General features: G+C 67.4%; 15 protein-coding genes. 8 read left to right on the plus strand and 7 right to left on the minus strand.

Annotated elements, in window-relative coordinates; genetic code table 11:
* The first annotated feature begins 47 nt into the window (after nucleotides 1-47).
* The 4 genes from LRM18_RS04140 to LRM18_RS04155 all read left to right on the plus strand — a co-directional run bounded on the left by LRM18_RS04140 (nucleotide 48) and on the right by LRM18_RS04155 (nucleotide 3,291).
* Entirely contained in the window at nucleotides 48-1,574 is a 1,527-nt protein-coding gene (locus tag LRM18_RS04140; RefSeq protein ID WP_270951449.1) for a thioredoxin family protein, read from the plus strand.
* A gap of 180 nt (nucleotides 1,575-1,754) precedes the next feature.
* Nucleotides 1,755-2,384, plus strand: coding sequence for a superoxide dismutase (locus LRM18_RS04145; RefSeq protein ID WP_049465402.1), 630 nt, complete (start codon nucleotides 1,755-1,757; stop codon nucleotides 2,382-2,384).
* A complete protein-coding gene (locus LRM18_RS04150) occupies nucleotides 2,381-2,956 on the plus strand; it encodes a flavin reductase family protein (RefSeq protein ID WP_064238712.1) in 576 nt (191 codons plus the stop codon). Before LRM18_RS04145 ends, LRM18_RS04150 begins: the two co-directional genes overlap by 4 nt.
* Complete coding sequence (locus LRM18_RS04155; protein WP_049465399.1) at nucleotides 2,956-3,291, plus strand: tetratricopeptide repeat protein; 336 nt, start codon at nucleotides 2,956-2,958, stop codon at nucleotides 3,289-3,291. The genes LRM18_RS04150 and LRM18_RS04155 overlap by 1 nt, the downstream gene beginning before the upstream one ends.
* 5 nt (nucleotides 3,292-3,296) lie before the next feature.
* On the opposite strand, the gene LRM18_RS04160 is transcribed toward LRM18_RS04155, so the two are convergent.
* Both LRM18_RS04160 and LRM18_RS04165 read right to left on the minus strand, forming a co-directional pair.
* Nucleotides 3,297-4,457, minus strand: a complete 1,161-nt coding sequence (locus LRM18_RS04160; protein WP_053462996.1) for an acyl-CoA desaturase — start codon at nucleotides 4,455-4,457, stop codon at nucleotides 3,297-3,299.
* 11 nt (nucleotides 4,458-4,468) lie between these two features.
* Nucleotides 4,469-5,539, minus strand: a complete 1,071-nt coding sequence (locus tag LRM18_RS04165; RefSeq protein WP_270951423.1) for a ferredoxin reductase — start codon at nucleotides 5,537-5,539, stop codon at nucleotides 4,469-4,471.
* Between the two features lie 92 nt (nucleotides 5,540-5,631).
* Between LRM18_RS04165 and fabR the strand changes: the two genes are divergently transcribed.
* Nucleotides 5,632-6,288, plus strand: a complete 657-nt coding sequence (gene fabR, locus LRM18_RS04170; protein ID WP_270951425.1) for an HTH-type transcriptional repressor FabR — start codon at nucleotides 5,632-5,634, stop codon at nucleotides 6,286-6,288.
* A gap of 115 nt (nucleotides 6,289-6,403) precedes the next feature.
* Here fabR and mntR read toward each other — a convergent pair whose 3' ends face one another.
* A complete protein-coding gene (mntR, locus tag LRM18_RS04175) occupies nucleotides 6,404-6,868 on the minus strand; it encodes a manganese-binding transcriptional regulator MntR (RefSeq protein ID WP_049465391.1) in 465 nt (154 codons plus the stop codon).
* Between the two features lie 116 nt (nucleotides 6,869-6,984).
* Here mntR and LRM18_RS04180 point away from each other — a divergent pair, with 116 nt between their 5' ends.
* Nucleotides 6,985-8,316, plus strand: coding sequence for an Nramp family divalent metal transporter (locus LRM18_RS04180; protein WP_154330768.1), 1,332 nt, complete (start codon nucleotides 6,985-6,987; stop codon nucleotides 8,314-8,316).
* Nucleotides 8,317-8,434: 118 nt separating this feature from the next.
* On the opposite strand, the gene LRM18_RS04185 is transcribed toward LRM18_RS04180, so the two are convergent.
* From LRM18_RS04185 to LRM18_RS04200, 4 genes are all read right to left on the minus strand, one after another.
* The gene (locus LRM18_RS04185; RefSeq protein WP_049465388.1) at nucleotides 8,435-8,761 is read right to left on the minus strand and encodes a thioredoxin family protein; all 327 of its coding nucleotides are present in this window, start codon (nucleotides 8,759-8,761) and stop codon (nucleotides 8,435-8,437) included.
* Entirely contained in the window at nucleotides 8,733-9,200 is a 468-nt protein-coding gene (locus LRM18_RS04190) for a flavodoxin (protein ID WP_154330769.1), read from the minus strand. Before LRM18_RS04190 ends, LRM18_RS04185 begins: the two co-directional genes overlap by 29 nt.
* Nucleotides 9,201-9,225: 25 nt before the next feature.
* Entirely contained in the window at nucleotides 9,226-10,266 is a 1,041-nt protein-coding gene (locus LRM18_RS04195) for a ribonucleotide-diphosphate reductase subunit beta (RefSeq protein ID WP_049465385.1), read from the minus strand.
* A 185-nt stretch (nucleotides 10,267-10,451) separates the two neighbouring features.
* Nucleotides 10,452-12,764, minus strand: coding sequence for a ribonucleoside-diphosphate reductase subunit alpha (locus tag LRM18_RS04200; protein WP_223224796.1), 2,313 nt, complete (start codon nucleotides 12,762-12,764; stop codon nucleotides 10,452-10,454).
* A 482-nt stretch (nucleotides 12,765-13,246) separates the two neighbouring features.
* Here LRM18_RS04200 and LRM18_RS04205 point away from each other — a divergent pair, with 482 nt between their 5' ends.
* The gene (locus tag LRM18_RS04205) at nucleotides 13,247-14,224 is read left to right on the plus strand and encodes a zinc-binding dehydrogenase (protein ID WP_270951431.1); all 978 of its coding nucleotides are present in this window, start codon (nucleotides 13,247-13,249) and stop codon (nucleotides 14,222-14,224) included.
* 201 nt (nucleotides 14,225-14,425) lie between these two features.
* Complete coding sequence (locus LRM18_RS04210) at nucleotides 14,426-17,053, plus strand: TonB-dependent receptor (protein ID WP_270951433.1); 2,628 nt, start codon at nucleotides 14,426-14,428, stop codon at nucleotides 17,051-17,053.
* Nucleotides 17,054-17,188 lie beyond the last annotated feature (135 nt).

Raw genomic sequence — 17,188 nt, forward strand, 5'->3', positions numbered from 1 at the left:
CAGCACACTCCCCGGCCATTCCTACAATGGCCTGTCCCCCCTTCGAGATGCCGCCGATGCGCGTCGCGCTTTCCGTGTTGCTGCTGGCTTCGGCGCTGAGCGCCTGCACCCCGGCCCCGGTGTCCACCGCCAGCTCCGCCGAGGCGCCCGCGCCCGCGCCGGCGTCCGCCATCGCCTGGCGCCAGGGCGATGTGGACGATGCCTTCGCCGAAGCCGCCGACAGCGGCAAGCCGGTGCTGCTGTACTGGGGCGCGGTCTGGTGCCCACCGTGCAACCAGCTCAAGGCCGGCCTGTTCAAGGACCCGGCCTTCATCGCGCTGACCGGCAAATTCGTGCCGGTTTACCTGGATGGCGATGAGGAAGGTGCGCAGGCCTGGGGCGAACGCTTCGGGGTGCGCGGCTATCCGACCCTGATCGTGCTGGACCCGCAGCGCAATGAACTGACCCGCGTGGCCGGCGGCAACGACGCGGCCGAACTGACCCGTGCGCTGACCGTCGCGGCCGGGCGCCGCAGCGCCATCGCCGCCACCCTGGCAACGGCACTGGCCACGCCGGACAAGCTGGCCGCCGAAGACTGGCAGGTGCTGGGCGACTACGGCTGGGAAGTCGACGCCAACCGCCTGGCCGGCGAGCGCAAGAGCCAGGACGTGCTGCGCCAGCTGTCCAAGGCCGCACCCGACGCGGCGCTGCAACGCCGCTTCGCCCTGCTGGCCCTGGCCACCGCCGACACGCCCGCCAGCTCGCCCACCGAGGTGCGTGAGCTGCTGCAGGCCGTGCTGGCGCAACCTGCCGAAGTCCGTCGTAACCGCGAACTGCTGGGCTACGCGGGCGCGACGCTGGTCAAGCAGGCCAGCGCCGGCCCGGCCACCGGCAACACGCTGGGGCAGCAGCTGCTGGTCGCGCTGGAGCGCGCTGATGCCGAACGCGGCGACCGCGCCGACGACGCATTGTCACGCGCACTGACGGAAGTATCGCTAGCCCGCCAGCAGCAGCCGAAGGGCGCACTGCCTGCGGCGCTGGTTGAGCGGGTCAAGCAGCGGGTGGCCGCTGCCGATGCGGCCGCCACCGATGCGCACGCACGCCAGGCGACCATCAGCAGCGCGGCGTACGCATTGCGCCAGGTCGGCGACGACGCGGGCGCCGAGGCGCTGTTGCTGGCCGAGCTGAAGCGCAGCGAGCAGCCGTACTACTACATGCCCGAACTGGCCGAGCTGGCCGAACAGCGCGGCGATACCGCCGGTGCACTGGAGTGGTTGAAGCGCGCCTACGACGGTGCACAGGGCCCGGCCACCCGCGTGCAGTGGGGCGTGCTGTACGTGGAAGGGTTGCTGAAGCTGGCACCGGACGACGCACCGCGCATCGAGCAGGCCACTGCCTCGCTGATCGCCGAACTGGAGGCGCAGCCATCGGGCTATCACCAGCGCACCCGCCAGCGCTTCGAGCGCCTGGCCGGGCAGTTGAAGGCCTGGAGCGGCAAGCACCAGGGCACGGAGACGCTGGCACGGTTGCAGCAGCGGATGCAGCAGGCATGCAGCGATCAGGCCGACAGTGGGTGCAGGGATTGGCTGAGTTGAGGTACTGAAAGGTGGTGCCGGCCGCTGGCCGGCAATCGGGGCGAGTCGGGTTGCCGGCCAGCGGCCGGCACTACCACGCCTCGATGTCCATCGGTTCTGCTCTTGACCTCAACCATTGTTGAGGTGCGATAACGATCTCCGCGCGGCCAGCCCCTGGCCTTTCCCATGGAGATTGTTTCGATGTCGTACTCGCTTCCCCCGCTCCCCTACGCCTACGACGCCCTTGAGCCGCATTTCGATGCGCGCACGATGGAGATCCATCACGGCAAGCACCACCAGACCTACGTCAACAACCTCAATGCCGCCATCGAGCAGGCCGGCATCGCCGAGCAGCCGGTCGACGTGCTGATCGCCAACCTCGACGCCGTGCCCGAGCCGCAGCGTGGCGCGGTCCGCAACAACGGCGGTGGCCACGCCAACCACAGCCTGTTCTGGACGGTCCTCAGCACCCACGGTGGTGCACCCGATGAGGAACTGGCCGCGGCCATCGACCGTGATCTTGGTGGCTTCGCTGCCTTCAAGGACGCCTTCAGCAAGGCCGCGCAGACCCGCTTCGGCAGCGGCTGGGCCTGGCTGACCAGCGATCGCGATGGCCGCCTGCAGGTCGAAAGCAGCGCCAACCAGGACAGCCCGCTGATGGGTGCAGCCGTCGGCCTGTCCGGCAACACCCCGATCCTCGCACTGGACGTCTGGGAACACGCCTATTACCTGCACTACCAGAACCGTCGCCCGGACTACATCGGCGCGTTCTTCAACATCATCAACTGGGCCGAGGCCGGCCGGCGCTACCGCCAGGCCAGGGCCTCATGAGCGGCGAGACATTGCCGTACGCCGGGCCGTGGGCGGGGGTGTTCCCCGCCCCGGCCCCGGTGCCGTCGGTCGAGATGCCGCCGCGCGCCCTGCGGCGGCTGCTCGGTCACTTTCCGACCGGCGTGGCCATCGTCTGCACGCGCGATGCGCAGGGCAAACCCATCGGCCTGACCATCAATTCGTTCGTACCGGTCTCGCTGCAACCGCCCCTGGTGCTGTGGAACCTGGCGTTGCATGCACAGAGCCTGTCCACCTTCCAGCGTGCCCGCCGCTTTGCGATCAGCGTGCTGGCGGCCGACCAGGAAGCGCTGGCCCGGCGCTTTGCCGATCCGCAGGTCCGCAATCGCTTCGACGGCCTGGCATTGCTGGATGACGACGACGACGCCCCACCCCGCATCGCCGGTGCGGTGGCGCATCTGACCTGTACCCGCCACGCACAGTGGCCGGTGGGCGATCACCTGCTGCTGGCCGGCCGCATCATTGACGTGCACGAGAACGGCGGTGCGCCACTGCTGTTCCATCGTGGCCGCTTCCAGCCGGGACCGACCGAGCTGATGGTGGAGGTCCGCTGATGGACATCGAAGCATTGGAATGCATGCTCGCCGCCGGCAAGGACGGCGCGCTGCTGCGCTTCGGGCTGGGCAAGGGCTGGCTGGATGCCGGCAATCCGGTCCGCGCGGCAACCCATCTGGGCCGTTGCGTGGTGCTTGACCCGCAGTACTCGGCGGCGTGGAAGCTGCTCGGCAAGGCGTGGCTGGCCAGCGGCCAGCCGCAGGCGGCGCGCGAAGCGTGGCAACGGGGGCTGAGCGTGGCCGGCAGCAAGGGCGACCAGCAGGCACGCAGGGAAATGCAGGTGTTCCTGCGACGCCTGGACCGCGAGCAGGCGGACCTGGCGAACGCGGGCTGAGCCGATCAGCCCGCGTTGGCCGATGCCGGTGCCGGTGCCGGTGCCGACATGATGTCGGCCATCGGCAGGCGGCGCGGCTTGCTCGGGAACGCGTGGCGCAGGATGCGCCAGACCACCTGGCCGAACTGGCGCGGCAGCGAGCCGTTGTTGTAGTGCTGGCCGTAGCGGCGGCAGATGTCCTTCACTTCCTTGGCGATGGCCGCGTAGCGGTTGGCTGGCAGGTCCGGGTAGAAGTGGTGCTCGATCTGATGGCTGAGGTTGCCGGACAGCACGTTGATCAGGAAGCCACCGCTGATGTTGGACGAACCGCGCAGCTGGCGAAGGTACCAGTGCCCGCGCGACTCATTGCGCAGGCATTCCTTCGGGAAGGTCTCCGATTCGGCGGTGAAGTGGCCGCAGAAGATGATCACGTAGGTCCAGATGTTGCGCAGGCCGTTGGCCACCAGGTTGCCCAGCATCACGGTGAGGAAGAACGGGCCGGCCAGCAGCGGGAAGAACACGTAGTCCTTCAGCACCTGGCGCAGCATCTTGCGCGCCACCGGTCGCGTCTGCAGCCACATCGCACGGGCGCTCATGCGGCCCTTGAACCAGCGGCCCAGGCGCAGGTCCTGCGCGGCCACGCCCCACTGGAACAGCAGTGCGAAGATCGGCGCGATGATCGGCTGCAGCAGGTAGAACGGCTTCCAGCGCTGCTCCGGGAAGATGCGCAGCAGGCCATAACCGATGTCATCGTCCATGCCACGCACGTTGGTGTAGGTGTGGTGGCGGAAATTGTGGGTCTTGCGCCAGTTGTCGGCGGTGGCCACGATGTCCCACTCATAGGTATTGCCGTTGAGCTTGGGGTCACCGGTCCAGTCGAACTGGCCGTGCATCACGTTGTGGCCCAGCTCCATGTTCTCCAGGATCTTCGACAGCGCCAGCAGCAGCGTGCCGGTGATCGCGGCCGGCCACAGCAGCGGCATCCAGAACAGCGGCGAGAACGCCGCCAGGAACAGCAGGCCACGGCCACCCACGCCGAACCAGCGCACGGCGGCAGCCACGCGGCGGATGTAGCGGGTATCGGAGGCGCCGAGGCTGCCGATCACACGGTCGCGGATCGCGTCGAGTTCCTCGCCGAAGGCATGCATCTCGGCAGTACTCAGGGCACGGTCGGTAGCGCGGGTCATGGCAGGCGTCCTCAGAGATCCAGGGTCAGGTCGGTGGTCGGTGCGCTCACGCAGATCCGCACCGGCTGTGCCGATTCGGACTGCAGGTCGCCGGTGCGCAGGTGGCGGGTGGCGCCACTGACGCGATCACAACTGCAGGTATTGCAGATGCCCATGCGGCAGCCATGCCTGGGCTTGATGCCATGGGCTTCCAGGCTTTCCAGCAGCGAACGGCCACGCGGCACGCTCAGCTGGCGGCCACTGCGCGCCAGCGTCAGCGACACCTCGCCCTCGCTGCTGGCGTCACGCAGCGGCGCTGGCGGGGTAAAGGCCTCGGCCTGGAAACCGGCCACCTGGTGCGCCAGGCGTTGGCGCGCGGCGGCGACGAAGCCGTCCGGACCGCACGCCAGCACATGGCGCTGCGCCAGCGGCGTGTCATCGCCGGCCACCTGCAGGTCGTGGCGATCAATGCGCGCGGCAGGTACATCGCCTTCGCGGGTGGTCAGCAGGTGCACGCGCAGGTTCGGCTGGCGCGCGGCCAGTGCCTCCAGCTCATCACGGAACTGCAGGTGGGCGACACGGCGCTCCCAATAGAACAGGTCCACCGGCGCGGCCAGCGGGCGCTGGCAGGCCTCGCGCAGCAGGCTGCGCATCGGCGTGATGCCACTGCCGGCGGCCAGCAGCAGCACCGGCGCCGCCGTCGGCAACTGGAATTCACCGAACGCAGCCTCCAGCCGGAACAGCTCGCCCGGTCGCGCATGCTTGACCAGATGCTGGCTGACCCGACCGCCATCGACGGCCTTGACGGTGATCGCCAGCTCGCGCGGCCCCAGGACGGTGGGACTGTAGCTGCGCTGCCACTGGCGTCCGTCAAGCTCCACGCCCAGGGTGACGTGCTGGCCGGCGCGCATGCCGGCCCAGTGCCGGTTGGTGCGCAGGACCAGCGTCGCCGCGCCCTCACCGGCCGGCTCGCGCCGGACCAGGCGGGCCACCGGCTCGCGCAGGGTCCACAGGGGATTGAGCTGGCCCGCCCAGAAATCGAACAGCGACGGCGAGACCCAGCGGTATGGAGAAAACAGGGACGGACGGACGACAGCGCTCATGGGCGAACTATACGGGCGCACATACACCTGTGTATACACGTGTATATTGAACCGGATTGGGTATGATTCAGCCTCGCCCCACCGGAACCCCCATGACCGCCGCCACCGCCTTGTCGACGCATGAAGATGCCAACAGCCCGGCCCGCCGTACGGTGAGCCGCGAAGATCTGCTGGCCGCCGCCCTGAAACTGATCGGCCCGCACCGCAGCCTGTCCACGCTCAGCCTGCGCGAAGTGGCACGTGAGGCCGGCATCGCGCCAAACAGCTTCTACCGGCAGTTCCGCGACATGGACGAACTGGCCGTGGCGCTGATCGACGCCGCCGGCCGCTCGCTGCGCACCATCATCGGCGAAGCCCGCCAGCGCGCCACCTCCACCGCCACCAGCGTGGTGCGGGTCTCGGTGGAGACCTTCATGGAGCAGCTGCGCGCCGACGACAAGCTGCTGCACGTGCTGCTGCGCGAAGGCGCGGTCGGCTCGGACGACTTCAAGCACGCCGTCGAACGCGAACTGCACTATTTCGAAGAAGAGCTGCAGCACGACCTGGTGCGCCTGGCCGCGCTGGACGGTGCCGTGCTGCATGCCCCCGAACTGGTGGCCAAGGCCATCACCCGGCTGGTGTTCGCGATGGGGGCCACCGCCATGGACCTGCCGCCGGAGAAGGACCCGGAGCTGATCGAACAGATCTCCACGATGATCCGCATGATCATCGTTGGCGCCCGCACGCCCGCCGCATTCCGCCGCGGCTGACAATCGGCCGCCGGGGCCGGATCCCTTTCCAAGGGAAAGGGCTCTGAACCCGACTTCCCTGCCCACACCGCACTTCCAACCGCCGGCCATGCGTGGCCCGGCGTCAGCGGTCTGCTCAGCCGCCCTCGGCCTTGCGTACGAACGCCTCGAACAACGCCAGCGTCTGCTCGCTCACGTGATGCTCGATGCCCTCGGCATCGCGGCGTGCGGTATCGGCGTCCACGCCCAGCGCCAGCAGGAAACGCTCCACGGTCTGGTGGCGCTGGCGGCTGGCATGGGCCAGCGCCTCGCCTTCCGGGGTCAGGAACACGCCACGGTACGGCCGCTGCACCACCCAGCCGTCGCGGGCCAGCCGCCGCAGCATCTTCGCCACAGTAGGCTGGGCCACCCCCAGGCGGGTGGCGATGTCGACCTGGCGGGCCTCGCCGCCGTCGGCCAGCAGGTCCGAAATCAGCTCGACATAGTCCTCCACCAGCTCCATCCGGTGCGCCTCGCGTACTTGCCGGAAGCTCTCGACCTGGCGCTCGGCCTCGATCAAGGGGGTGCTCTTCAGCGATGTCGAATCATCGGTCTTGCCCACGCGTGCGCCTGTCCTTCCGGTGTGATCCAGGGTTGAAGCTGAATTCTGGACCAGTCACACCTTAAAGACGATTGTTTCACATTGCTAATGACTATAGCCGGAGCTATATTAAGCCCATGGATACCCTGGCGCCCCGCGACCCTTCGGCCACCACCCCGGCCAGCCTGGGCGCACTCAACGCCTCGGTCGCAGTGCCCGACAAGGGCCACTGGTGGTTCCGCCTGCTGGCCTTCCTTGGCCCGGGCTACATGATCTCGGTCGGCTACATGGACCCGGGCAACTGGGCCACCGACCTCGCCGGCGGTTCGCGCTTCGGCTACCTGCTGCTGTCGGTCATCCTGATCTCCAACCTGATGGCGGTGATCCTGCAGGCGCTGTCGGCGCGGCTCGGCATCGCCACCGGCATGGACCTGGCGCAGGCCTGCCGCGCCCGTTACCCCAAGCCGGTGAACCTGGCGCTGTGGGCGCTCTGCGAGGCGGCGATCATCGCCTGCGACCTGGCCGAGGTGATCGGCACCGCGATCGCGTTGAAGCTGCTGTTCGATCTGCCACTGCTGTGGGGCGCGGTGATCACTGCGCTCGATACGCTGCTGGTGCTGCTGCTGATGAACCGCGGCTTCCGTGCGCTGGAAGCGTTCGTGATCGCGCTGCTGATGGTGATCTTCGCCTGCTTCGTGGTGCAGATCGCGATGGCCGCGCCACCGGTGATGGCGGTACTGGGCGGCTTCATTCCGCGCGCGCAGGTGGTGACCGATCCGCACGCGCTGTACATCGCCATCGGCATCATCGGTGCCACGGTGATGCCGCACAATCTGTACCTGCATTCGTCGATCGTGCAGACCCGCGCCTACCCGCGTACGGATGAAGGTCGCCGCAGCGCGCTGCGCTGGGCGGTGACTGACAGCACGATTGCGCTGACCCTGGCATTGTTCATCAACGCCAGCATCCTGATCCTGGCCGCGGCCGTGTTCCATGCCAATGGCCGTTTCGACGTGGAAGACATCGAGCAGGCGCACCAGCTGCTGGCGCCGATGCTGGGCGTGGGCGCGGCGGCAACCCTGTTCGCGGTGGCGCTGCTGGCGTCGGGCCTGAATTCGACAGTCACCGCGACGCTGGCCGGCCAGATCGTGATGGAAGGCTTCCTGCACCTGCGAATGCCGCCGTGGCTGCGTCGGCTGATCACGCGCGCACTGGCGATCATCCCGGTGGTGGTGGTGATCGTGCTGTTCGGCGACCAGGGCGCGGTGAAGCTGCTGGTGCTGAGCCAGGTGGTGCTGTCGATGCAGCTGCCCTTCGCGATCATCCCGCTGGTACGGCTCGTGACCGACAAGGTGACGATGGGGGCGCTGGTGGCGCCACGCTGGCTGGGTGCGGTCGCCTGGGTGATCGCGCTGGTGATCGTGGCGTTGAACGTGAAGCTGCTGGTCGACACGTTCACCGGCGCCTGACGCCAATTGCCGGGGTCGGTCCTGCCCCAGTAGATCCACGCCGTGCGTGGATGCCTTTACACGGTGTGGGGGGCAGAGCCCTTGCCTCTGGCAAGGAATCCGACCCGCCATCTCCACGCTACAGATGCAACGCGATCGCGGCTTCGATCTGCTGCGGCGACTGGAACCCGGCCAGGCGCGTGCGTTCGTCGCCATCACGGAACAGCGACAGCGTCGGCGTCTGCCGCAACCCCAACTCCCTGAAAAACGCCTCGCCCAGCACTTCCAGCTGTACGCGCAGCAGGGTCGTGCCCTGCCCCGCTGTGCTATTGGCCACCCGATGCAACGACATTTCCAGCATCCGGCAGCCCGGGCACTGGTCCTTGTGGAAGTCCACGAGCACCCGCGGGTGCTCGGCCAGCAACTGCTGGAACTGCTCAGGCGTGGTGGCGTCGATGATCTGCATCGTTGTTGCTCCAGTAATGGGCCAGGACCGCATCGGTCCAGGCATCGATGGCTGCGGCATGGCGCGCGCCATGCGGCATCTGTTCGATCTCCAGCGGCGGGTAGTCGCTGCGGAAATAGCGGATCAGGCGATGCACGGCGCCGCAGTAGTACTCCTGCCCCCACTGGGTTTCGCCGGTACCGAACACCGCCAGCTGCCGGGGGTGCTCGCCACGCTCGGCAATGCCAGCCACCCACGCCTTCATCTCCACCGGCGTGCGGCCGGCGTTGTCGGTCCAGCAGCCCAGCAGCACCAGATCGGCCTCGTCGGCGGCCAGCGGCGGTGCCTGCCGCAGGTCGTCGGCCTCGTGCCAGTACACTGCATGCCCGGCGGCGCGGCAGCGCTCGGCAATCTGCCGGCCCAGCTCGCGGGTGTTGCCGCTCAACGAGGCGACCACCATCAGGATGCTGAGTGCCGCGCCGGACTCAGAGGTCGTCGAAGCCGTTGTCGACGTTGGTCTTCTTGTAACTTGCATTGCGCATCTCGAAGAAGTCGGTCTTGGTCTCGGTGAAGTTGTCGGCGTAGGCCTTGATCCACGGCATCACGTTGTCGGTGGTCTCGCTGTACAGCCGTTCGATGCCGAGCATGCCGGCCATCTTGTTGGCGCGGTACTTCACGTAGCGCGTCATTTCCTCCACATCGATGCCGTCGATGCCGTCCAGTACTTCCGACGACCACTGGGTTTCCAGTTCGATGGCGTGTTCGAACGCCTGGTGCACATAGTCGGTCAGCTCGTGGGTCTGCAGCGCCGGGTTCTCGCCGATGATGGCGCGGATCAGCTCGCTGATGAACTTGGTATGGGCCAGCTCGTCGCGGTTGATGAAGCTGATGATCTTGCCGGTGCCGGTCATGCGGTTCTGCCGCACCAGGTTGTAGAAGTAGGCGAAGCCGGAATAGAAGTTGATGCCTTCCAGGATCGAGGACTGGATCAACGACCTGAGCAGCGTCTCGGCAGTCTTCTCGCGCATGAAATCGTCATACGCCCCCATGATCGGCGCGTTGCGCTTGATGATGGTCGGGTGGGTACGGGCGATCTCGAAAATGCGGTTCTGGTTCGGCAGGTCGGTGATCGAGGCCAGCACGTAGCTGTAGCTCTCGTTGTGGATCACTTCCTGCTGGCCGATGATCGCGGCGTTGGCATGCGCGGCCGGGTCGGTGATGTACTCGGCCACGTTGTAGATGAAGCGCGTCTGCGGTGAATCGAGCGTGGCCAGCAGGCCGATGATCGCGTCGTAGGCATTCTTCTCGCGGCCGGACAGCTCGCCGTACTGGCGGGCGTCGGCCTTCATGTCGACTTCGTCGGGGATCCAGAAGTTGGTCGACAGCTCCTTGTAGGCCCGATAGAACGACGGGTACGGGATGTCATTCCAGTTCAGGATGCCGCTGGTGCGGCCGTTGATGATGCCGGTGCTGCGGTTGGGATGGCGCGGTTCGAGGATCTTGATGCGGTCGAGGGGGGTTGCCATGGGTCTCTGCCTTCGTTCTCTTTCCATCGTGTTGCCGGCCAGCGGCCGGCACTACCATGGGTCGCGGGGTTGCCGGCCAGCGGCCGGCACTACCGTGGGTTGCGGGGTTGCCGGCCAGCGGCCGGCACTACCATGGGTTGCGGGGTTGCCGGCCGGCGGCCGGCACTACCGTGGGTTGCCGGCGGTCAGCTGGCGCACCACTCGCATTCGCTGATGTCGATGTCGTTGGAGCGCACGTAGTAGGTGGTCTTCAGGCCTTGGCGCCAGGCGCTGAGGTGCAGCTCCAGCAGCGTGCTGGCGCGGATCGTGCTGGGCACGTACAGGTTGAAGCTGATCGACTGGTCGACATGGCGCTGGCGGCGCGCGTTCTGGCGCACGCTGGCGAACTGGTCGACCTTGTAGGCGCCCTTCTCGTAGTACGGCCAGGTCTCCAACGACAGCCCCGGCGCGGCTACCGGCCGCCGGAAGTCCTTCTTCTCCTCGTAGTAGAACGCGCTGTAGATCGGGTCGATCGAGGCGGTGGAACCGGCGATCTGCGCGGTGCTCATGTTCGGCGCCACCGCCAGCAGCCAGCCGTTGCGCAGGCCGTGCGTGGCCACCTGGTGGGCCAGGCTGTCCCACGCGGCGCCGCTGTAGTCGCGGTCGCGGAAGTAGCGGCCGTTGTGCCAGTCGCTGCCGGCGAACATCGGGTAGCTGCCCTTCTCCTTCGCCAGTTGCGCACTGGCCTGGATGGTCAGGAAATTGATGCGCTCATACAGGCGGTCGGCCAGTTGTTCGGCCTCCGGTGAATCCCACTGGATCGCCTGCTGCGCCAGCAGGTGGTGCCAACCGAACGTGCCCAGTCCGATCGCGCGGTACTTGCGGTTGGTGATCGTGGCCTGGGGCACCGGCAGCGCGTTGAGGTCGATCACGTTGTCGAGCATGCGCACTTGGATCGGGATCAGGCGCTCCAGAACATCGGTGGCCAGCAGGTCATCCGGCGCACGGATCGCGCGGCCGAGGTTGATCGAAGACAGGTTGCAGACCACGAAGTCGCCGGCACGCCGGGTCGTGACGATCTGGTCGCCGCTGACGATCTCCTGGATCATCCGCGTCGGGCTCATGTTCTGCAGGATCTCGGTGCACAGGTTGCTGGAATAGATCATGCCCGCGTGCTTGTTCGGGTTGCGGCGGTTGACCTCGTCGCGGTAGAACAGGAACGGGTTGCCGGTTTCCAGCTGGCTGAGCATGATCCGCTTGAACAGATCGATGGCCTTCACCGTACGTCGGCTGATGCGCTCATCGGCCACCAGTTCGGCGTAGCGGTCGCGGAAGCTGCCCGAACCGCGCTTCTCGTCATAGACGTCCTGCAGGTACCAACCCTTGGCCTGCTTCACTTCGTGCGGGTCGAACAGGTACCAGTCGGCACGGCGCTCGACCGCCTCCATGAACAGGTCGGGCACGCACACCGAGGTGAACACATCGTGCGCGCGCAGGCGCTGGTCACCGTTGTTCAGTCGCAGGTCCAGGAACGCTTCGATGTCGCGGTGCCAGATGTCCAGGTACACCGCCACCGCGCCCTTGCGCTGGCCGAGCTGATCAACCGACACCGCGGTGTTGTTGAGCTGCTTGATCCACGGCACCACGCCGCCGGAGGAGTTGGGCACGCCGCGGATCGGTGCGCCGCTGCTGCGCACGTAGCCCAGGTAGGCACCCACGCCGCCGCCGTGCTTGGACACGCGGGCGATATCGGTGTTGGAGTCATAGATGCCCTGCAGGCTGTCGTCCACCGTATCGATGAAGCAGCTGGACAGCTGGCCGCCCACCTTGCCGGCGTTGGCCAGGGTCGGCGTGGCCACCGTCATGTACAGGTTGGACAATGCCCAGTACGCCTCGCCGACCAGCTGCATGCGCCGCTCGCGCGGCTTCTCTTCCTGCATGAGATACAGCGCGATGGTCAGCCAGCGCTCCTGCGGCAGTTCGTAGACTTCGCGGCTGCGGTCGCTGGCCAGGTAGCGCGTGGCCAACAGGTACAGGCCGTTGTAGGCGAACAGGCGGTCGCGCTCCGGGTCGATCATCTCGCCCGCCTGCTGCAGCTCCTCCTTCGAATAGCAGCGCAGGATGTCGTTGCTGTAGATGCCGCGGTCAGCCAGGCTTTCCTGCAGGCCCACGTAGGAGCCGTACTTCAGGCTGACATCGTAGAAGCGATTGCGGCTGGCACGCTTGTACAGGCGGCGCAGGTAGATGCGCGCGGCGAACTGCTCCCACTCCGGCGCGACCAGGTCCACCCGCGATTCAGCCTCACGGATCAGCAGATCGACCAGATCATCGGCAGTGATGCTCGGCTTGCGCTCGACCATCGCCTGCACCACGCGGCGGTAGTCGCTCACATCCAGCTGCGGGAACTCGGCATGCACGGCATCGATGCTGCGCTGCAGGCGCGCGGCGTCGAACGGCAGGCGGCGATTGCCGGCCTCCTTGGTGATCCAGGTCGGCACGCGCTCGCCGCCAGCGCGCATGGCGTCGCCGGCGCCGGCCAGATCGGCCGCGCGGTAGGTGTTGTCGGTCATGGTCCTGCGTCTCCAGGCTCGCACGCACTGCGGCGTCGATGCCGTGGCAGCCCTGCACGCGATACCGGCGCTCGGGGCGATCGGGGTGGGATGCCAAAGCGCGGGAACACCAGGTCGTCGGCAAGTGCCTGCGCCTGCGGCCGGTATCCGGGCCGTGGGGGCGACCTGTGTCCGCGCGATGGCGGCCGCGTCGACACGGCAAGCCTTCAGGGGCGGGCCGCGGGACGTTTGCTGCATGTCCGGCGGCGGCGGCTGACCGGGAGTGACGGCCACAACATAGTGGGGATACTTCCAACCGTCAACACAAGATGCGGTAATCACGACATGCCGCGACGATGCGTCGCAGGATGCCGTGTTGCACCTGCAGCACCTTGTCGACGCGGCGCATGTCCCCAGTTCGGTACAACATCACTTTCTCCGGAACCTCGCTCATGCGCGCTGCCCAGTACCCCTCCTTCGGCGATCCGGCCGACGTCCTTGCCATCGCCGACGCCGCCCTGCCCGAGCCCGGCCCCGGCGAGGTGCGCATCCGCACTGTGCTGGCCTCGATCCACAACCACGACCTGCTGACCGTGCGCGGGCTGTATGGCTACAAGCCGACGCTGCCGGCGATTGGCGGCAGCGAAGCACTGGGCGTGGTCGACGCACTGGGCGACGGCGTCGACGGCCTGCAGATCGGCCAACGCGTCGCCGCCGCATCGGTGCACGGCACCTGGGCCGAGGCGTTCGTCGCACCGGCCCGCATGGTGATCCCGATGCCGGAAGTGATCCCGGACGAAACCGCTGCACAGCTGATCGCCATGCCGCTGAGCGCATTGATGCTGCTGGAGTTCCTGCACGTCGAGCCGGGCCAGTGGATCGTGCAGAACACTGCCAACGGCGCGGTGGGCAAGTCGCTGGCGATGCTGGCGCGGGCGCGTGGCGTGCACGTGGCCAACCTGGTGCGCAATGCCGATGCGGTCGCGCAGCTGCAGGCGCTGGGCATCGATCATGTGTTCGACACCTCGGTGGACGGCTGGAAGGATCGTGTGCGTGCAGCGACCGGCGAAGCGCAGGCGGCCGCCGCGGTGGATTCCATCGGTGGCGACGCCAGCGGTGACCTGGTCGACCTGCTGGGCCACCACGGCACGCTGGTCTCGTTCGGTGTGATGAGCGGCGAACCGATGCGCATCCCGGCCGGCGGCCTGATCTACAAGGAGGCCACGGTGAAGGGTTTCTGGGGCAGCAAGGTCAGCCAGGCGATGGCGGTGGAAGACAAGCGCCGGCTGGTGGGTGAACTGCTGAAGCGTGCGGCCAGCGGCGAACTGACCTTGCCGGTGGAGAAAATCTTCGCGCTGGACGACATTGCCCAGGCGGCGAAGGCCGGTGCTGGTTCGGGCCGCAACGGCAAGGTGCTGCTGCGGCCTTGAGGGTCGGACAACCGGGGTCAGATCCCTTTCCGTTGCAAAGGGATCTGACCCGCGCGAGCGGGTGCGCGCCAGAGCTCCGCGGCCCTCGCACCGTTCGTTAAGAACCTGTGATGTATAACTGAATGCGCTTTCGTCATTGGAAGGCGTACTTGCCTGCATGCGGTACTGACGGCTCCTCCCCCGTTCGGCGTTGTCGCTTCCATGTACCGCACCACCCTGAACCTGCTTGCCGGCGCGATCGCGCTGGGCCTCACCGCCGGCGCTGCCGGCGCCGCTGAAACCGCCGACTCCGGCAAGGACAGCACCACCCTGGGCACCGTGCTGGTGACCGGCTCCAACATCAAGCGCAGCGACACCGCCGGGCCGAATCCGGTGCAGATCGTCAGCCGCGAACAGATCGAGCAGACCGGTCGCTCCACTCTCACCGACGTGCTGCGCAACCTGTCGGCCAATGCCGGCAACAGTTTCGACGAGCAGTACACCGGCAGCTTCGCCGCCGGCTCGGCTTCGATCGGCCTGCGTGGCCTGTCGCCGAAGAACACGCTGGTGCTGGTCAACGGCTATCGCGTGTCCAACTTCGGCTTCGCGCTCAACACGCAGGACACCTTCGTCGACCTCAACGCGCTGCCGATCAGTGCGGTTGAACGCATCGAAGTGCTGAAGGATGGTGCCTCGGCGGTGTACGGTTCCGATGCCATTGCCGGCGTCATCAACATCATCCTGCGCAGGAACTTCCAGGGCGTGGAAGTCGGCGGTGGTTTCGGTACCGCCACCCAGGGCGGCCTGGACGAACGCAAGGCCAATCTGCTGGCCGGCTTCGGTGATCTTGAACAGCAGGGTTGGAACGTGTTGTTCGGGCTGGACCTGCTCAAGCGTGATCGGCTTGATGCAGACCAGCGCGCCTATACCCGCAGCGGCGATTTCCGCGACAGGCCCGGTGGCCGCCTGGCCGGCTGGTCCACCGCCGGTGGCAACTGGCTGTCCAACCCGCGCGCACCGCAGCCGTTCGCCAGCTGCCCGGACGGCAGCCAGCTGCGCCCCTACAGCGATTTCGGCAGCACCCTGCCCGGCCAGGCCTGCGCCTTCAACGCGCAGCCGTTCAAGACCCTGCAGCCCGGCGCCGAGCGCCTGCAGGCGTCGTTGAGCGCGACCTACCGCTTCAACGACAGCGTCGAAGCCTTCGCCGATGTGCTGTACAGCCACAACAAGGCCGACCAGATCTTCAGCGCGCCGCTGACCGTGGGCCCGGGCCTGCGCGCGTACAACCCGGCCACCGGCACGCTGATCGACGTGCCGGCGGTGCTGCCGGTCGGCCACCCGAACAACCCCGGCAGCACGCCGCTGCCGTTCGAGTACACCTTCTTCGATCTGGGCCCGCGCCTGAAGGACAACACGCAGGTGTTCTACCGCGCCCTGGCCGGCGTGCGCGGCAGTGGCGAACGCTGGGACTGGGAAGTGGCAGCGCTGACCTCGCAGAGCGCGCAGCGCGAATACGTCGACAATTTCGTCAACCGCTACGCGTTCGAACAGATCCTGCGCGATGGCAGCTACAACTTCCTCAACCCGTCCAGCACGCCGGGTGCGCTGGATGCACTGCGCCTGCAGACCAAGCGCCCAGGCTGGTACAGGCTGCACTCCTTGAACGTGAAGGCCTCGACCTCGCTGTGGGAACTGCCGGCCGGTGCGGTCGGCTTCGCCTGGGGCGCCGAGTTCCGCAAGGAGTCGCTGGACGCGCGTACCAGTGCGCAGGTGCTGTCGGGCACCGAACTGCGCCCGGCGATCAACGTGGTCAACGGCGAACGCCAGGTCAGCGCCGCCTACGCCGAACTGAGCGTGCCGCTGCACCGCACGCTGGAACTGCAGGTCGCCGGTCGCGGCGACCACTACGACGATTTCGGCAACGCGTTCTCGCCGAAGGTGGCGCTGCGCTGGCAGCCGCTGGACAGCCTGCTGCTGCGCGGCTCGTTCTCGCGCGGCTTCCGCGCACCGTCGCTGCCGGAAATCGCACCGGGCCAGACCATCAGCTACGGCTCGGTGATCGACCCGCTGGACCCGCTGCAGCCCGGCGGCAGCCGTGGCGTAACCAACATCCGCACCGGCAACCCGGACCTGAAGGCCGAGCGCTCGCGCAACTTCAACGTGGGCGCGGTGTGGTCGCCGGATGGCGATACCAGCATCGGCCTGGACTGGTACCGCATCGAGCAGGACAACCTGGTCAAGCCGGACAGCGCGCAGTTCATCGTCGACAATCCGGCGCTGTTCCCCGGCCGCGTGCAGCGTGATGCACAGGGGCGCATCCAGTTCATCACCAACCAGTACGCCAACCAGGGCGAGCTGACCACCTCCGGACTGGACCTGGAGGCCAACCGCAGCTTCCGCACCGAGGGCTGGGGCACCTTCACCGTCGCCGGCAGCTGGACCCACCTGCTCAGTTTCAAGCAGCCGCTGGTGGCCGGCCAGGCGCCCTATGACGGGGCCGGCAACAACCGCCACGGCGCGCTACCGCGCACCCGCGGCACCACGTCGCTGAACTGGGCGGTGGGCGACTGGAGCAGCACGCTGAGCCTGCAGTACGTGAGCGGCTACAACCAGCGCGTAGCGACGGCCACCAGCAATCCGGGCCTGCGCGACCGCGTCAAACCGTACCACCAGCTGGACCTGTACGTGGCGTATGAAGGCATCGCCAACACCACGCTGTCGTTGTCGGTGCTGAACCTGACCGACAAGGACCCGCCGTTCGATCCGGCCGGTGGCTCCAACGGTTTCGACATCAGCCAGTACAACCTGCGCGGGCAGTTCGTTTCGCTGGGCGCGCGCTACCGGTTCTGATGCACCAACGGGGCGGCGGTGATGCGCCGCCCCGTTCGCGTTGCCGGCCAGCGGCCGGCACTACCATCAACGTGCATCACCGGCTCAGGTGCAGGAACTGCAGGTGCCGTTCGTACTGGCTGATGATGTCGTTGA

Origin of the sequence: Stenotrophomonas sp. PI_27 (assembly GCF_027854495.1) — a bacterium.
Lineage (GTDB): Bacteria > Pseudomonadota > Gammaproteobacteria > Xanthomonadales > Xanthomonadaceae > Stenotrophomonas > Stenotrophomonas pavanii.